The organism is Psychrobacter sp. Arc9 (assembly GCF_041431295.1).
Taxonomy (GTDB): Bacteria; Pseudomonadota; Gammaproteobacteria; order Pseudomonadales; family Moraxellaceae; genus Psychrobacter.
The window spans coordinates 100221-118829 of record NZ_JASMRK010000002.1 but is presented as its reverse complement, the minus strand read 5'-3'; the positions used below and the strand labels follow the sequence as shown (position 1 = coordinate 118829).

At 42.7% G+C, this 18609-nt stretch carries 13 protein-coding genes; 8 read left to right on the top strand and 5 right to left on the bottom strand.

The window, feature by feature from the left end; genetic code table 11:
• The first annotated feature begins 203 nt into the window (after window positions 1–203).
• The 5 genes from bamA to QO187_RS01715 all read left to right on the top strand — a co-directional run bounded on the left by bamA (window position 204) and on the right by QO187_RS01715 (window position 6960).
• Complete coding sequence (bamA, locus tag QO187_RS01735) at window positions 204–2603, top strand: outer membrane protein assembly factor BamA (RefSeq protein ID WP_102094405.1); 2400 nt, start codon at window positions 204–206, stop codon at window positions 2601–2603.
• A gap of 146 nt (window positions 2604–2749) precedes the next feature.
• Window positions 2750–3766: a UDP-3-O-(3-hydroxymyristoyl)glucosamine N-acyltransferase gene (lpxD, locus tag QO187_RS01730; protein ID WP_102094406.1), complete on the top strand. Its 1017-nt coding sequence runs from the start codon at window positions 2750–2752 to the stop codon at window positions 3764–3766.
• Window positions 3767–3818: 52 nt separating this feature from the next.
• On the top strand, window positions 3819–4355 hold the full coding sequence (gene fabZ / locus QO187_RS01725; protein WP_102094407.1) for a 3-hydroxyacyl-ACP dehydratase FabZ: 537 nt from the start codon (window positions 3819–3821) through the stop codon (window positions 4353–4355).
• A gap of 173 nt (window positions 4356–4528) precedes the next feature.
• Window positions 4529–5308 carry an acyl-ACP--UDP-N-acetylglucosamine O-acyltransferase gene (lpxA, locus tag QO187_RS01720; protein ID WP_057759135.1) on the top strand — a complete coding sequence of 260 codons (780 nt, stop codon included), beginning with the start codon at window positions 4529–4531 and terminating at the stop codon, window positions 5306–5308.
• A gap of 299 nt (window positions 5309–5607) precedes the next feature.
• On the top strand, window positions 5608–6960 hold the full coding sequence (locus tag QO187_RS01715) for a sodium-dependent transporter (protein ID WP_102094408.1): 1353 nt from the start codon (window positions 5608–5610) through the stop codon (window positions 6958–6960).
• Window positions 6961–7100: 140 nt separating this feature from the next.
• Here the strand turns inward: QO187_RS01715 and tgt are convergent, their stop codons facing one another.
• Together tgt and QO187_RS01705 are read right to left on the bottom strand one after the other, a co-directional pair.
• A complete protein-coding gene (tgt, locus tag QO187_RS01710) occupies window positions 7101–8252 on the bottom strand; it encodes a tRNA guanosine(34) transglycosylase Tgt (RefSeq protein WP_102094409.1) in 1152 nt (383 codons plus the stop codon).
• Window positions 8253–8417: 165 nt separating this feature from the next.
• Window positions 8418–8609, bottom strand: a complete 192-nt coding sequence (locus tag QO187_RS01705) for a hypothetical protein (RefSeq protein ID WP_102094410.1) — start codon at window positions 8607–8609, stop codon at window positions 8418–8420.
• Window positions 8610–8612: 3 nt separating this feature from the next.
• Between QO187_RS01705 and QO187_RS01700 the strand changes: the two genes are divergently transcribed.
• A complete protein-coding gene (locus tag QO187_RS01700) occupies window positions 8613–9263 on the top strand; it encodes a heme-binding protein (RefSeq protein ID WP_102094411.1) in 651 nt (216 codons plus the stop codon).
• Between the two features lie 64 nt (window positions 9264–9327).
• Here the strand turns inward: QO187_RS01700 and asd are convergent, their stop codons facing one another.
• Window positions 9328–10461 (bottom strand): aspartate-semialdehyde dehydrogenase, encoded by a 1134-nt coding sequence (gene asd, locus QO187_RS01695; RefSeq protein WP_102094412.1) that lies wholly within the window; start codon window positions 10459–10461, stop codon window positions 9328–9330.
• A gap of 412 nt (window positions 10462–10873) precedes the next feature.
• Here asd and QO187_RS01690 point away from each other — a divergent pair, with 412 nt between their 5' ends.
• Window positions 10874–12004 (top strand): endonuclease/exonuclease/phosphatase family protein, encoded by a 1131-nt coding sequence (locus tag QO187_RS01690; protein ID WP_102094413.1) that lies wholly within the window; start codon window positions 10874–10876, stop codon window positions 12002–12004.
• Window positions 12005–12478: 474 nt separating this feature from the next.
• Here the strand turns inward: QO187_RS01690 and QO187_RS01685 are convergent, their stop codons facing one another.
• Both QO187_RS01685 and QO187_RS01680 read right to left on the bottom strand, forming a co-directional pair.
• On the bottom strand, window positions 12479–13870 hold the full coding sequence (locus QO187_RS01685; protein ID WP_102094414.1) for a peptidylprolyl isomerase: 1392 nt from the start codon (window positions 13868–13870) through the stop codon (window positions 12479–12481).
• Between the two features lie 156 nt (window positions 13871–14026).
• Entirely contained in the window at window positions 14027–17110 is a 3084-nt protein-coding gene (locus QO187_RS01680; protein WP_102094415.1) for an LPS-assembly protein LptD, read from the bottom strand.
• A 381-nt stretch (window positions 17111–17491) separates the two neighbouring features.
• Here QO187_RS01680 and QO187_RS01675 point away from each other — a divergent pair, with 381 nt between their 5' ends.
• The gene (locus QO187_RS01675) at window positions 17492–18595 is read left to right on the top strand and encodes an aminoglycoside phosphotransferase family protein (RefSeq protein WP_371546792.1); all 1104 of its coding nucleotides are present in this window, start codon (window positions 17492–17494) and stop codon (window positions 18593–18595) included.
• Window positions 18596–18609 lie beyond the last annotated feature (14 nt).

Here is an 18609-nt window from a genome sequence, read left to right as displayed (position 1 = left end):
TAGGCTGATTATTGTTATGATAGGCATGCTACTCTGTGTCGCAGCCTCTGTACTAATCGTAATTTTTAGTTTATTTTGTGATGCAATTTATATAAAGTGTTCTGAGTTACCCTTGCATGGGTTTATAACCTTATGCGCACGGGTTAGACAATACGTGCCTTTTAACTTAACTTAAGCAATTTTTTTATTGACGGATAGTGTTTATGCGTACGCCTTTAATTATGAGCGCGGCTGGGTTGCCGTTAGTTGTAGCGATGATGAGTATGCCAGTACAGGCTGCAGAATTTGTAGTAACTGACATCGGTTTTAATGGCTTACAACGCCTAACCCCTGATAGCCTCTATCCGGTCTTACCTGTTACGGTAGGCGATACGGTGAATGATAGTAGCTTAGCTGCCAGTATTAAGGCGCTATATGCAACTGAAAACTTCGCTGATATTCAAAGTCGTGTCGAAGGTGGCAAGCTGCGCTTTGATGTCGTCGAGCGTCCTATCATCGCTGAAGTCAACTTTGAAGGCAATAAACTTATCCCAAAAGAAGGGCTTGAGCAAGGGCTTGGTAACGCTGGTTTGTCTGTGGGTGATGTGCTAAAGCAAGCGACCTTGCAAGGTGTTGCCAACGAGCTACAACAGCAATATATTAGTCAAGGTTATTACAATAGCAATATCGAAGTCGATCAGACATTATTAGATGGTAACCGCGTGAAACTTGACGTGCGCTTTGTAGAAGGCAAGCCTGCTAAAGTTGTCGATATCAATATCATTGGTAACAAGCACTTTAGTGATGAAGAGATTAAAGACGTTTTCGCGGTAAAAGAATCTTCATGGACGCGTCTATTATCTAAGTCAGATCGCTACGCCAAAGAAAAACTAGGCGCAAGTTTAGAGAACCTAAAAGCGCTGTACCAGAACGATGGTTATGTGCGCTTTAACGTTGACAACGCCATACTCAATATTAGTGAAGATAAAAAAAGCGTCTTTATTGAAATCAGCTTAACCGAAGGCGACCAATACCAGTTTGGGGATATTAGCTTTTTGGGCGATCCCAAATTCGATGTCAATGATCTAAGCGAGCTTGTGACCTTTAATGCTGATGAGCAGTACTCGCAAGCTAAGCTTGATGCAACAACTGCTGCGCTCAAAAACCGTTATGGCAATGAAGGCTATTATCTAGCACAAATTCGCCCAGTACCGCGTATTAATGACGACACCAAAATCGTCGATGTTGACTATTATATCGATCCGGTAAGACCTATCTATGTACGCCGTATCAACTTTAACGGCAATATAAAAACCCAAGACGAAGTACTGCGCCGAGAGATGCGTCAGTTAGAAGGTTCGCTGGCCTCTAACGAAAAAATCCAGCTATCGCGCACGCGTTTATTGCGCACCGGTTTTTTTAAAACCGTTAACGTTGATGTTAAATCGGTGCCCAATCAGCCAGACCAAGTCGATGTGAACTATACCGTTGAAGAACAACCCTCAGGTAGCTCAACGATTGCCGCTGGTTACTCTCAAAGTGGCGGGGTAACTTTCCAATTGGATCTGACTCAAAATAACTTCATGGGTACCGGTAACCGTGTAAAGGCTGCGCTTTCTCGTTCAGAAACACGCGACTCTTATAGCCTAGGTTATACCGATCCGTACTTTACAGAAAACGGTGTCTCTCAAGGCATCAGCGGTTATTATCGCAAAACCAAATATGATGACGACAACGTTAGTAACTATGTGACCGATTCATATGGTGCGACGCTGAATTATAGTTATCCTATTGATGAAACCAAACGTCTGAGTGCGGGTCTGAATGTGGACAACACAAAGGTTCGTGGTGGTCGTTATCTGGGTATATCTAATGTTCAAGAAATTCTAGACGAGGGCGGTACGAAAACGCCTGAAGTTGATACTGATGGTGTTGCCACTTTCAAGAATGACTATCAGACTTACAATCTATTGTTTGGTTGGGACTACAGCACTTTAGACCGTCCAGTATTTCCTACCAAAGGGATGAGCCATGCGGTTGATGCAACCATCGGTCTTGGCGATGCCAACTACCAAAAGCTAACTTATAGCGGCAATATATATTACCCTATTTATAAAGATGTGATCGCACGTGGTTATACCAAGCTTGGCTATGGTAATGATTTGCCATTCTATGAAAACTTCTATGCTGGTGGTTATGGTTCGGTTCGTGGTTATAAATCATCTACTCTGGGACCTAAATCACAAGTCTATTATGATGCGGTCAATGATCCAGACAACCAAACCTTTACCGCAGAAGAGGTTGGTGGTAATGCACTAGCAACGTTTGGTGCTGAACTAATTTTACCAATGCCGTTTAAAGGTGATTGGGCAGATCAAGTACGCCCAGTATTGTTTGCTGAAGGTGGTCAGGTCTTTGACACGTCTGATAAAGAAGATCGTACTTTTAATGATTCAGATGTTCCATTACTGACCCAAGATAATGACTTCCGCTACAGTGCGGGTGCTGGTATCACTTGGTATACGCCTATCGGACCTATTTCGATCAGTTATGCGGTACCTATTGGCGACAAAGAAGACGACAAGACCGAAAAAGTCCAGTTCCAAATTGGTAATACATTCTAAATTAATGACATCATTCTCATCTATTTGAGCAGTTTTAGAGATTGTCTCAAATAGACGGAAATATCATTAGAGCTTAGTAGGTCGTCAAAACGCATTGTTATTTTGGCGACCGTTTCATTTATAACCATATTTTATTAATAGTCATTATGATAACGATTGAGCAACTCATTACTCGAATTGAGCAGCGTCAGCCTATTATTAATAAGGCCGAGATTGATACTGAGCAATTGTGTCAACCATTCAGTAGCGTCGGTAGTTTGACGACAGCCAGTCAGCAGCAGTTAAGCTTTTTGGCAGATCCTCACTATATCTCTAGCTTGGCTAGCAGTGACGCAGGCGCGGTGTTGGTAACGGAAGCATATCGTGACCAAGTGCCTACCTCAGCGATAGCGCTAGTCGTCTCAAATCCATATTTGGCTTATGCCAGTGCCAGTCAGCTGTTTGCACGTCATTCTTTATCTAATGGGATTCATCCTAGTGCTGTGATTGCAGACAGTGCTGTTATTGGCGAGCAAGTCAATATCGGCCCTTTTTGTGTGATTAGTGACAATGTGCAAATAGGAGCGCGTAGCTCACTCGATGCTCATGTCGTGGTTGAGGCCAATACTAGTATCGGTACCGATTGTGTCATTAAGTCGCAAGTCGTTGTTGGGCCTGAGTGTGTTATTGGCAATCACGTAAGATTGCATGCAGGGGTCAGTATCGGATCTGAAGGGTTCGGGTTCGCTCCTACTAAAGATCCTAGTAACACAGGTTGGGAGCGCATTGCCCAGTTAGGCCGTGTCATTATTGGTGATCATGTGCGAGTTGGTAGCCAGACGTGTATCGATCGTGGCGCTATTGATGATACTGTTATTGGTAATCACGTGATTATTGATAATTTGGTACAAGTTGCCCATAACGTCCGTATCGGTGACGGCACTGCTATTGCTGCTCAAACCGGTATTGCGGGTAGTACTACGATAGGTAAGCGCTGTATAATAGGCGGCGCTGTCGGTATCACAGGGCATATCGAGATTACAGACGATGTTGTTTTATCTGGCATGACCATGGTAACCAAATCCATTAAAACCGCTGGCTCATATTCATCTGGTACGGCTGCAATGCCAACTGCTAATTGGCGACGTGCTGCTGTACGTTTTCGTCAGCTAGGCAATAACTAATGCAAACACAAACGAATAATAGATATTCAAAACACAGCAAGGAAGCGTCATTATGAGCAATAACAATATAGATGTCCCAACTGATGAAGACGTTAAAAGCTTAGCTGAGCAAGGTCTTACGCTACCATTGACGTATAATACGATTAAGCATTACTTACCGCATCGTTATCCTTTTATGCTGGTAGATCGTATTGTAGCTTGTACGCCAGGCGAGTGTATTACTGGTATCAAAAACGTGACTATTAATGAAGAGTTTTTTAACGGTCACTTTCCTGATGAGCCGATTATGCCAGGGGTATTGATGGTGGAGTCAATGGCACAGGTGTCAGGTATGCTTGGTTTTATTAGTGCAGGGCTAACGGCAGAAGACGGTTACCTCTATCTGTTTGCAGGTGTGGATAAAGTCCGTTTTAAACGCCGTGTGATTCCTGGTGATCAGCTTATCATTCGTGCAAAGACCGTGATGCAAAGACACGGTATCTATAAATTTGATTGTACTGTTCATGTCGAAGATGAACTGGCTGCTAGTGCTCAAATCATGATTGCACGTCAAGAGCAGCAAAAACCTGCTAACACGAAGGGTGCTTAAGTTTTCAATAAGCCATACTGTACAAAGAGCGATATTGAAATCGCTCACTATCACTCCAATAAACAGCTATATGTAAACTCAACAACATAACTGGTATTAGCTTCGTTAGTAACACTGAAATAGCGATACTTTTTTATTATTTACTCGCATCAAATGATACAAGGGCCCATCTTATGAGTCAGATTCATCCTACAGCACTCATCTCACCGTCCGCGCAGATTGACGAGACTGCTATCATCGGACCCTATTGTATCGTTGGTGATGAAGTATCAATTGGTGCGCATACGGTTTTGCATAGACATGTCGTTGTGACTAAACTGACTCGTATTGGTCAACACAATGAGTTTTATCAGTTTGCGAGTATCGGTGAAGATCCTCAAGATTTGAAATATGCAGGTGAGCGTACTTGGCTTGAAATCGGCGATCACAATACGATTCGTGAAGCCTGTAGTTTACACCGTGGTACAGCGCAAGACGGCGAGCTGACTAAAATCGGCAGTCATAATCTACTGATGGTAAACACCCATGTCGCACATGATTGTGTCATTGGCGATCATAACGTACTGGCTAACAATGTCGGTGTAGCGGGGCATGTGACTATCGGCGATCATACCATTATTGGTGGTAACTCAGGCATACATCAGTTTTGTACAGTAGATGACTATAGCTTGATTGGCGGAGCAAGCCTTATTTTAAAAGATGTGGCTGCATTTACGATGGTGTCTGGCAATCCGGCAAAGGCCCATGGACTCAATATCGAAGGTATGCGCCGTAAAGGTTGGTCAAAAGAAACGATTAATGTATTACGTCAAGCGTACCGTACGATTTTCAGATCAGGTTTGACCACTGCGCAAGCGTTGGAAGTCTTACATAGTGAGCTATTGGCTAAAGAGCCAAAAATTCAGCTACTTATTGATTCATTACAAAATAGCAGCCGCGGTGTTGTGCGCTAAAAAAACAACTCGATTAATGATGAGTTTGATACTTTTAATCAGCTAAATTCTTATGGAATGAAGGCGAATTAGATGAAAGCCATAACTATTTGTTATGGCTTTTTATATTTATGAGCACTTGACTTTTTTGGTCGCTTAGCAGAAACTGAGCGTTTACGATATTGTAATCAATTCTTTCTTAATGTTGCTGGGCGTTTCACATCGAAGCGTTTACTAAATAGTCCAACGGTAAAGCCGACTATTTATGTTGATCAAGGAAGATTATCAGTAACGTTAATTGAAGCACGAGGACGGAAAAAATGGCTATCAATAAACAAGAACATGCCCAATGGAGCTCAAGCTTTGGCTTCGTATTGGCAGCAGTAGGCTCAGCAGTTGGTTTAGGAAACATATGGAAATTTCCATACATGGTTGGCGAAAGCGGTGGTTCAGCTTTCGTTATTGCCTATTTGTTCTGTATCGCGCTGGTCGGTTTTCCGATATTAGTTGCTGAATGGTTAATTGGTCGACGTGGTCAAAAAAACCCAGTCAATACTTTTTCAGACGTAGCAGCGACTGAAGGTAAGTCGCGTAGTTGGGGCATCGTTGGTGCTACTGGTATCTTAGGTGGTTTCTTAATTCTATCGTTCTATAGTGTGATCGGTGGTTGGGCGCTTAACTATATTACTAAAGTTGCAACAGGTAGCTTTGCTGGTCAAGACAGTGATTCTGTTGCTGCAACCTTTGATGCTATGCTTGCATCAGCTGGTACATTGACGATCTGGCATACGGTATTTATGATTTTAACCGCTGTCATCGTTGGTATTGGTGTGACAAGTGGTATCGAAAAAACAGCTAAGATTTTAATGCCATTATTGGGTGTGATTCTGTTCGTTATCGTTGGTTACAACGTGATGAACGGTGGATTCGGTGAAGCAGTTGCTTACCTATTTACGCCAGATCTTAGCAAACTAACGGCTGATGTTATGCTTGCAGCATTAGGCCATGCATTCTTCACCTTATCAATTGGTATGGGTATCATGGTCGCTTATGGTTCGTATTTGGGCCGTGAAGTGAACTTGCTAAAAACAGCACGTACCGTTGTTATTTTGGATACGGTTATTGCGTTGGCTGCTGGTCTTGCCATCTTCCCAATTATCTTCAGCAATGGTCTAGATCCTGCATCAGGTCCTGGTCTTATCTTTGTAAGTTTACCAATTGCTTTCGGTAGCATGGGTGCGGGTACTATCATTGGTGCATTGTTCTTCTTGCTTATTACCTTTGCCGCTATCACCTCATCTATCTCGTTGCTTGAGCCAACCGTTGAGTTGTTAGAAGAGCGTACGTCGATGAGTCGTACTGTATCTACTATCGTGGCAAGTACAGTAATCTGGTTGTTAGGTATTGCAGCATTGCTATCGTTCAACCTATGGTCTGACTTCACTATCATGGGTAATGGTATCTTTGATGCATTAGATAAGCTTACTAGTAAGTTCCTATTGCCTCTAACAGGTCTGGCTGCAATCGTATTTGTTGGTTGGAAAATGGATCAACGTAACATTCAGCAAGAGCTTGGTTTATCTAATGGTACATGGCAGCTTTGGCAAATCGTTGCGAAATTCATCGCACCAATCGCTGTTATTGTAGTATTTGTGACGTCATTGATGGGATAGTAGTCAAGATTGACACTATATTAATCATTAGTTGATAATCATTAAATAATAAAAGCAGCACAGAAAAAGGGCTTAAGATTATTCTTAAGCCCTTTTTTATTTCAACAGATTCGTTACACAGTCGTGAATGTTAAACAGGATTAGCGCAAGTTTAACTCAGGAACCGTTTGACCGCGTTTGGCATAAAACTCGCTGACAAACTCATCAAATTTATCTTGCTCGATAGCATCTCTAATACCCTGCATCAAACGTTGGTAATAGCGTAAATTATGAATAGTCGCTAACTGAGCACCTAGCATCTCTTTACACTTATTAAGATGGTACAGATAAGCACGGCTAAAGTTTTGGCAAGTATAGCAGTCACATTCAGGATCTAATGGGCCTTCATCATTGCGATATTGGCTATTACGGATACGTACCACGCCAGCATTATCTGCATCGCCCGTCACAAAGTAATGGCCATTACGCGCGTTACGCGTTGGCATCACGCAGTCGAACATATCCACACCGCGACGTACGCCTTCAACTAAATCCTCAGGCTTACCAACACCCATAAGATAGCGCGGTTTATCTGCTGGCATATCGTCAGGCAGGTAGTCTAGGACATCTATCATCTCTTCTTTAGGCTCGCCAACTGATAGACCGCCAATAGCATAACCATCGAAGCCAATCTCTAACAGACCTTCAAGTGACTGCTGACGCAAATCAGGATACATACTGCCTTGTACAATACCGAATAATGCGTTGGTACTGCCCAGTCTGTTGTGCTCATCGATACAGCGCTGTCCCCAACGTAATGATAGCTCTAACGACTTTTTCGCTTCATCATGAGTGGCTGGATACGGCGTACACTCATCGAACTGCATGACGATGTCTGAGTTCAAACTATACTGAATTTGCATAGATTTTTCTGGTGAGAGAAATACCTTTGCGCCATCGATAGGAGATTTAAAATTGACGCCTTCTTCGGTGATTTTACGCATTGCGCCGAGGCTGAATACTTGGAAACCGCCCGAATCGGTCAAGATAGGTTTGTCCCAATGCATAAACTTATGCAAGCCACCGAATTTATCAATGACTTCGGTACCTGGACGTAACCAAAGATGGAAGGTATTGCCCAAAATAATATCAGCACCGATGGCTTCGATATCACGTGGCAGCATGCCTTTGACCGTACCATAAGTACCAACAGGCATAAAAGCAGGCGTTTGCACGTCGCCATGATTGAGATGAACCGTACCACGGCGTGCACGCGTTACACCGCTGGCCGTTTTATGTAAGACAAATTGCATATGATAACCGCTATTTAAGCTATGAAAATGGCGCTAATTATAGCATTGTTAGCGGTTTTTTGGACATATAGTCAGAGAATCACTGAACTGCTACGGCGTTACCCTCCCTAAATGTACTACTTGTCCAATTTTTAGTTGGCTACCTTGTACCCGTTTTAGCGTTTTTTAACTATAGATATTAGGTGTCATCGATATACGTGCAATATATACTTTGGTCAATACCGCTTTACCATAACCAAAAAACACAGATAGCACGCCAAAAGACACAGATAGTGCTAGAGGTCTGTTGATACAGTAGAAGTTATACAGGTGAGGTGATAAATATTGCCACATCATGCTTTTAGATGCTGGAGACATGACATGAAAAAGACAGCTTACTTATTATTGAGTGGTTCATTATTGATATCAGGAGGAGCTATGGCTACCGAAGAGCCGAAATATACGGTGTTGACCCAAGTAGACGACTTTGAGCTGCGTCGTTATGATGAGCAGCTAGTAGCGCAAACGTGGGTGAGTGGTGACCAAGACTCAGCAAGTCGTGAAGGATTTAAGGTTTTAGCGGACTATATTTTTGGTAATAACACCGCACCAAGTGGAGACAGTAGTAAAATTAGTATGACGGCACCTGTTACGATGCAAGCTGATAACAAAAAAAGTGATAATGAGTCACAAAAAATTGCCATGACAGCACCAGTCAGTATGCAACAAGACAATGGTAAGTGGCGCGTACAATTTACGATGCCTAGTAAATATACGATGCAAACACTGCCTAAACCAAATAATCCAAACGTTGAGATTATAGAAGTACCTGCACAGACGTACGGTGTGATTAAGTTCTCTTGGCTCGCAGGAGAAGATAAAGTAGCGGAAAAAACCGAAGCGCTGCAAACATGGATGCAAGACCAGAATTTGACGCCTATAGGCGAGCCTGAATTGGCCCGTTATAACCCACCTTGGACGCTACCATTTTTACGTCGTAATGAGGTGATGATTGCGTATCAACCTAACTAGTAATCAGCCTATAAAAAAAGACAGCAATCGCTGTCTTTTTCGTGCTTTATTTAAGGTATCTGAGTTAGACGTTTTGCTCACGGATGATATTAAGCATACGACGTAATGGTTCTGCTGCGCCCCACAATAACTGATCACCAACGGTAAATGCGCCTAGATACTCAGGGCCCATATTCAACTTACGTAAGCGACCTAGTGCAACGGTTAGGGTCCCAGTCACGGCTACTGGCGTTAGGCGGTTCATGGTAGCTTCTTTGTCATCTTCGACCAAGTCCAACCATTCGTTACCACTATTTTTGAGTGCAGCTTCGATTTCTTCTAGCGGAATGTCTTTTTTCAGCTTGATCGTTAGGCCTTGCGCATGACAGCGCATAGCCCCGACGCGTACACACATACCATCGATAGGAATCGTACTGGCTTCATCGTTACCCAAAATCTTATTGGTCTCGACGCCGCCTTTCCATTCCTCTTTTGACTGTTTGTTTTCTAGCTGCACATCGATATAAGGAATCAAGCTACCTGCCAATGGTACACCGAAGTATTGTGTAGGGAAGTCTGCTGAGCGCTGAGTCTGAGCGATTTTTTTATCAATCTCAAGAATAGCACTAGCAGGGTCAGCCAATTCGTCTTGGACGGCATCACGTAACACACCCATACCGTTGATGAGCTCGCGCATGTTGTTTGCGCCAGAGCCACTAGCAGCTTGATATGTCATCGCGCTGACCCATTCGACCCAGCCTTTATTAAACAGCTCACCGATAGCCATCAGCATCAATGATACGGTACAGTTACCGCCGATAAAGTCCTTTTTACCGTTGGCTAGGGCACTATCAATAACGTTACGGTTGACTGGATCAAGAATGATGATGCTGTCATCTTTCATTCGCAGCGTACTTGCCGCATCAACCCAATAGCCGTTCCAACCACTATCACGTAGTGGTTGATGGACTTTTGACGTATAGTCACCACCTTGGCAAGTAATAACGACATCACAAGCAGCAAGTGCTTCAATATCATGAGCGTCTTTTAGTTGGCCGGTTTCAATACCGTCGAATTTTGGTGCATCACCACCAGCATTACTGGTAGAAAAAAACACCGGCGTGATACCGTTGAAGTCATTTTCTTCGTGCATACGTTGTATCAATACTGACCCTACCATACCGCGCCAGCCTACCAAACCTACTGTTAAATCACTCATGAAGTTCAATCCTATTTACAATTATTTGTTGCATCGTCAACCGATAACAATGCCGTGAATGGCGCGAAAAAGCAAGGCGTTTTGGCTATTATTTGGTCGTTTTCCATACACTATTAACTATGTCGGCTATAACTTTAAGTTATTACTATTGAAGAGGTACTTGGCTATCTGACGACCTCAAAAATATAATGTTAATAAATCACGCATTACATTGAATGAGCCAACATTGTAACGTTTTATGATAGTTGTCGCATAATTGAGACTCACCAGTAGGCGAGAATCTTCTGAAATGCTAAAGTAAGTCTCAAACACAATTACTCGACGTTAGTTATTTGACGTCAGGTGAGTTAAAGCTTAACCAATATACATCATCAGCTCTATCGACACTTTAATCAACGGTTAGTACCTACTTATGGATCTCTCACTATTGTATTACGCCTTACAAGGTCTAGCAGGATTCATCGCCTTTGTCACAATCTGGGGCTGGTTGCCGCTAGATAACTGGTGGGTGCGCGGTGTTGAGTTTCCACGTATTCAAATCATGGTGCTTGGTATTATCGCTTGGGTCGGCATGATAATGTTTTTCTCAGAGTGGGAATTAGGGCAGTGGATATTATTTGTTGTACTGAGCGGTACGTTAGCATTTCAGCTGAGAATGGTACTGCCATATACTAAATTGTGGAAAAAAGAAGTTCAAAAGGCAAAAGATAAGCCAGAAGGGCAAGCGCATCAAATAAAAATCATGGTATCAAACGTATTGACGCCCAATGATGAAACGCAAAAGCTGGTCGATTTGGTTAAGCAAAAGCAGCCTGATATCTTAATTACATTAGAGAGTGATAAAAAATGGGAGCAAGTCTTACAACAAGTCGAGTCTGACTATCCCTATACCGTGAAAGTGCCACTAGATAATTTATATGGTATGCACTTGTATTCTAAGCTTGAGCTAATTGATCCTGAAGTTAAGTACTTGATGATAGATGATATACCGTCTATCCATACTCAATTGCGTTTGCAAGGAGGCCGCGTCATTTGGTTATATTGCTTGCATCCCATGCCGCCTAGTCCAACTGAAGCTGATAAGTCCACCACGCGTGATGCTGAGCTGCTCATGGTAGGTAAACACATAAAAGAAAACGACCAAACGGCGATACTGGCAGGTGATCTTAATGATGTCGCATGGTCAAAAACCACGCGTCGCTTTCAACGTATTTCTGGTCTGTTAGATCCTCGTATTGGTCGACATTTCATTAATACCTTTCATGTTAAATATCCATTTCTGCGTTGGGCTTTGGACCATATCTTTCATAGTGCCTGCTTTACGGTAGTTGATATTCAGCGTATGCCATCCGTAGGATCTGATCACTTTCCTGTGATGACTACCTTGCAATATGAGCCAGAAGAGGCAAGCAATCAAGAAGGCAATGCGCCTACGGCACAAGCAGAAGATATCCAAGAAACTGATAACAAAATCGAAGAAGGCAAGAAAGAAGGCGAAAAAGTGTCAGAAGAGCACAGACAAGAGCAGCGCAGTTTTGGTTAATAAAAGAGGCTGTTTATTAACGGTAATGCATAGAAATGATGTAAGCATATGCTTACGCAAAATAGAGTCTTTAGCTTCTATCGGCACCAAATCCATTGGCCTATAATACATCCATCAACACAAGGATACGCATGGATGTAGTGTTGAGACAGTACCAATAAAAGTACAGGTCAGCCCGCTGTCTTATATAATACTGTTAAATGACTTAGGATGAGTCAGCACGGAAGAGAGATAATAACAATAACACGAAGTATTGAAACCCTGAACCAATCGCCCTAGGTTCGGGGTTTTTCTTTGTGTGGATTTTGGTTTAATAAAGTTTAAAATGCTTAACTCCGATATTTTTTTAAAGCTTCCAGTTAAATATCTAACTGCGCAAAATAAAGAAGGGTATATGCAATAGCATATACCCTTCTTTGTTTAAATCGATTCAGTGCTTTCGCTAACTTAATACTACTAGCTTATTGCAACATATCAGCCAAGTATCTGAATATAAGCGCCAGCACGTAGCTCTTGTAACCAGTCTTCTTGAGCTTGTGGCGCTAAACGTTGATACAATGCTTGACGTGCCATATTGCGACGATATTGCTCGCTAATATCTTGATCGCGCTTACCGTCGACTTTTAGGATATGCCAACCAAATTTTGTCTTAAATGGTGCAGAGTAGTCACCAACCGCTGTATTTTTCATGGTGGCTTCAAATGAACCAACCATATCTTCTTCGCTAACCCAATCAAGATCACCGCCACGTCCCGCAGAACCTGGATCATCTGAATACGTTGAAGCTAAACTAGCAAAGTCAGCGCCGCCACGAAGTTGCTCGTATAGATCATTGATTTTTTGTTCAGCAAGCGCGTCAGTCTGTAGGTCATCGACTTTGACTAGAATATGGCGAGTATGCCATTGTGGTATCAGCATCGTATTGCTGGCTTTTTTATCAGCAAGCTTGATGATATCAATCCCTTCAGGAGTCAATAGTGGCTCGCTTACAGTACCAACGTCTAGCTTGGTAATTTTGCTAGACAGTTCTGTCGGTAAAGAAGCAGCCTTGTGAAAGCCCATATCTCCACCTTGCAATGGAATCGGATAGCTACCTTGGCTAGCAGCAACGGCTTCAGCGACGTTGACATTTGGCTCAAGCAAACGCGTACGTAATGCTTGCGCGACTTTTAATGCTTCTTCACGTTGAGCGGCTGATAGGCGACTATAGTCATCTATATAAGGCACACGTACGTGAATGGTTTGATATTCGCTTTGATTCAGACGTTTGGCTTCAGGTGAGGCCAAAAATGCATCAATATCTTGCTCGCTAATACGTACTCGGCGAGTAATTTGACGCTGCTGTAGCGCTTGGATAGAAGCCTCTTCGATCAGTTTGGCACGTAGATTGGCATAACTACCAGGTTGTGCGGCATCTAGACGTTGCTGCAATGCTGCAATGCTATTAAGGCCTTCAGCTTGAGCGATTTGACCAAGACGTTGATTGATTTCTGCTTCATCGGCAGACAGTCCCGCACGTTTGACCATAGACAGTTGTAGTTCACGCAAAATAAGCGCGTTTAATACTTCAGACTGTAGTTGTGCTGAGTTTGCGATAGGCTCACCAGCAGCTTTGGCACGTGCTTGGGTTTGCTCGATAGCATCAACCAGTTCGCTTTTTAAAATAGCATTTTCATTAACTAGGGCAATAATACCGTCTGTGCTATTGGCTGGTGTTAAGCGATCAACTGAGCTTTGCGCAGCAGAAGTAGAAGCTTGAGCTGCTGCAGGTTTGACAGTAGCAGCGTTGGCACTTAACGTAAGCGTAAGGCCTGCCATAGATAGCAATACTGCTCTGCTAGTCTGACGTAAAGAAAAAAATCTCATGATGCTCCTCATCAATGTCATTGCATCGGATGGTAGTTGGTCAACTCTATCCGATACCCTTAATAATAAAATATTCGACAGCGTTTCCCATAATAGGGGTTTAAATAGTGTCTTATAAATATTTACGTAAATAACTCTAATCTAGCAAAAAACTGGTTAGTCTTTCCATGCCGTCTGTACAGGTTCAAAGCCCAAAATCTTATCAGCGAGCAATCGTGTCAAGCGGCTACTACCGCTGCCAAGACCATTTAATCTAACTTCTGCCATAATAGCTTGTGTTGGCTCGTCTTTTACGTTTAGGTCATTGTAATAGCGGCGACCATAAACAGCAAAGCCGAAACAGCAGTCTTCGTAATCAACGCCGATGAGTGAATCAAGCATCTTGTTACGATTATAATCGTACTGACCTTGAGCCAATATACGCCAGCTGTTATTGATAGGGAAAACAGCGGAAGCGGTAAACGCAGATAATGGCAACTGATCGGTATTGTCATCACGCTGACGCTTAACATAACCCACATTAAATAAGCTGTTGTCTGATGGCTGATAACGAAGTTCAGTAGTAATGTAGTTCAAATCATAATTACTGGTTAGGGCACCGCTGACATCAACCCAAAAATTATTATAAGGCTGAGTGCTGGTATCCCATACCATACCTGAAGAAGACGAGGTAAAAACAGGCTGATCGTCGTCAAGTGTTACACGTCCATCATCTAGATAGAACTGTTCTGCAATGCTACCATCAAAACGTGTCACACCCGTTGCATCGATGTAACGATAATTGACGCCAGGCGTAATAGAATGCAGATCCTGCAAACGATCATGACCTAAGAACCAACTGTCCGAAAACAGCTGCTCATAGTTAATAGAGGCAATACGCGTATTAAAGTTAGGAATGTCGTTTTGGTTCTCATACGGTGAATACGTATATTTTACGCGTGGGCTAAGTAAACGATAGCCGCCCATCGTATCGTCAAACGCACCAAATGGTGAGCCCGCTTGATAGAAGTGTAGACCTGCATCGATACTGGCTTGCGGAACAAACACAGACTGACTGCCATCTTCTTCACTAAGCTGATTATCTTCTAAACTATCTTCATCATATGACGTATATAGATGCTGCAAGCTGAGCTTAGGTTTGATATAGCCCCAAGATTTTTCCATCGGATAAACGGCGCTTAATTTATTATAAAAACGCGTGCCACTTTTTTCATTTTCATAGCCATCATCGATGGATTTTTTAAAATAAGCCGAGTCACTTACGCCTGTGATATCAAAGCTTTTTGCCCATGGTAGACGATAGTCAAGTTTAAGCTGTGGCAAGCGCGAGTACGGCTTGTCTTTATCTTGTAAAGGCTGTCCGTTATTGTTAAATGCATCGAGCGTTTGGAAAGTCTCGACTTTTAATTCACCATTGACATAATCGTTATAATAATTCACCCGCGCACGGCGTGGTAGGTTTAACGTATTGTCTGACAAACCCAAGGTATCGAAGTCGTTGAGATAATCGGCATCTGACACATAGCTATATTTTGCGTCGCCACTTAAGCGCGGAATACTGGTAGATGACCAATAATGATCGTAAAAAAAGCTGCTACGATCTTCGCCATCATATTTTTTATCATTGGGCAAATAAGAGCCGTTAAAAATTCCTTCGCCGTACTCCTCAGTTAGATAACGAAACTCACCGGAGAGCATGGGGTTACGGTTGGTATAAACGCGAGTATTAAGGGTGGCATCGTAGTTCGGCGCTAAATTAAAATAATAAGGTACGTCAACTTCAAGGCCGCTTTTACTACCGACACTCGCGCTCGGTAATAAAAACCCACTACTACGGCGACTGTCTATCGGGAAGTTAAAGTAGGGGAGATAAAATACGGGTATATCAGCCACACGGAAAGTGGTGTTATACGCTTCGCCGCGCCCTGTATCGGTATTTAGATCGATACTTTTCGCTTCAAACTGCCATTTGCGGTTGGTAGGTGGACAGGTACTAAACATCACCTGATCCAGCTCGTATTCACTCTCATTCGGTTTGTTTAAGCGTTTGGCATAGCCGTGCGCTTGTAGTCCAACACTAGCAAATGCCACATCATTGGCCGTTGATTGACCAGTCTCAGTATTGTAATTTAAGCTGTCTGCAACGCCAATTAGGCCGCCTTGTGCTGCTCTATCATTAAAGCTGGCTTGGCCATTATTTGTAGCGGCATTGTTTGTAGAGACGTTGCTTGTACGCTGTCCAGTCGCATTATCTGTAAACATGACTTTGCCTTGAGCAGCCGCAACGCCATTGCTCAAGTCAATCATGACTTTTTCTGCTTCGATATGCTGAGTGCCTTGGTCAATTTTTACATTGCCAGATAGCTCGGCATAATTAATATTGTTGTAATAACCGTAATCTGACTCGGTAAATAAAGGGGCTTGATTGTTCGGAACGCTAGCCACATTTGGTGCTGGTTGTCCGTTTGCCGTACCAGCTTCGTTTACAGCGCGTTGATAGTTGGGGTTACTCTGCGGATATACCCATTGACCTTCACAGCGCTGGGCACTGTCCACGGCATTTGGCAACAGACGTAAGTCTCTACCGACCTTTGGAATCGTCTGTGCAGCAGGCATCGCATTATTATGAGAATTGTCCGCCTCAGTGCTGACAGCCTCATTGTTTAATGTTGACGCATCGGTATCTGGTGTTAGCTCATAAAACTCTGCTAAGCGCATTAAGCTGGCTTGAATACTCTCATCATTAAGATCTAGCTTGCCATTTTCCGTTGTCACCGCTTTAGGGACAAAGGCACTGCTATCTGGTGTATTACTGATTGGTTGGTTGCTGGTTTCTGTATTTAGATTAGCAGTATTAGACACTTCGTTGCTAAAAGCTTCAGAGTCAGCAGCCTCATTAATCTCTGTAATATTTAGGTCATTGTTCTCAGAGAATCTGCTATCTAACGCAGTATCATTTAATAAAGTAGCGTTGTTCGTATTAGCAGAATTAGCATCGTCTGGATAGCTATCATTTAGAATATCTGCTTCTTGATAGCCATCATTACTTTGAGTACGACTAATACTATTGGCGTCAGTCGCCACACTATTAGACGCATAGCTGCCTGTACTGTCCGTAGTGAGTGGTTCAGTTTTTTGCGTATTGGCATCACCAATGGCAGCACTGACAGTTAGGCTAGATAAACCTAAGGCACCAAATAAGATCAAGCGGATGCTTTGGTAAAGCGGAGAATATAACAAGGGCACACCTATGATTGCAGAGCTTATTGGATTGCATGACTGAGTTTAGTAGCGGTATCACCGAACGACATAAAGCAGTGAACGAGCGACTAAAATATGACTAATGTATTCTCAAAAATTTGGATGTTTTACATATAATGACGACTAATCATAGTCAAAAAAAACCAAATCAGCTACACTATTTACCAAAATTTATAATATAGCCATGCTGATTTTTAAGTAGCGATAGCGATTCTATCCGACATCAAGTATTGAATGATATAGCAATACGTCTGTGACAGCTTGTAGAGCACCGACACATATCGCTATTTTAGCAAGTATTTGTCCGACTTATCACTACTTTAATTATTTATGACTTATATTTAACCAGCGATGCCCAATATGACTGACAAAACGACTTTAGAGACTGATATGATCGATGAAAATAACAACCGCCAACAGCAATTAGAACAATGGTTACAGCAAGTATTTTTAGATCAAACCTTTAGTCTAGATAGCTTACCTGGTGACGCTAGTGCCCGCCGATATCATCGTATCGAACTATCAGAGACAGACAATAGCGCCAACAAGCATTATATCGTCATGGACTCCGCTGACGAGCAAGATGCGATGCTGCAGTTTATCAGTGTGGCTAAGCTGATGGCACCTGCTGTCAACGTGCCGACACTGGCTGCACAAAATGTAGAAAAAGGATTCTTGGTATTACAAGATTTTGGCACAGTAGAATTTGCTCATTTGCTTGTCGATGCCACTGCAGACCAAATCAATGACTACTATCAACTAGCAATGCAGACACTAGTCGCGCTACAAACGGTACCAGTAGAAACGGCAAAGTCGCAACACCAGCTACCAGATTATGACACAGCACTATTAGACCGCGAGATGGATTTATTTAGCGAATGGTTTATGCCTTATATTGGTATAGCGCTAGATGAGCAGGTTTGGGGAAACCTAAAAACAGCGTTAATGAATGAGATTTTGCGACAGCCACAAGTGGTGGTACATCGTGATTATCACAGCCGCAACCTCATGCAAGATCAAGCAGATAAATCTCAGTTGGGCGTGATTGATTTTCAAGATGCTGTTATTGGTTCGTATGCTTATGATTTAGTGTCGTTAGTCCGCGATGCTTATGTTGAATGGCCAGAGAGCCAAATATCTACATGGATTAATGACTTTTGGCAGCTACAAAAACAAAAATCACTAACCACTGCTGATAGCGCGGTGCAGTTTGAAAACGATGTAAATGTCATAGGCGTACAACGTCACTTAAAGGTATTAGGGATTTTTATTCGTTTGTCTGAGCGTGATGGGAAAGACCGCTATTTGGCGGATATTCCTAAAGTCATGCGTGATTTGATTATTGAATTAAACTGGCTTGCCGAACATGGCAATGATGAACTAAAGCAATCAATTATATCGTTTAATCAATGGCTACAAGAGGCAGTGCTACCTGCTTATAAAGAGAAGTTTGCTTCAGCGTAGATGACGCTCAGCTA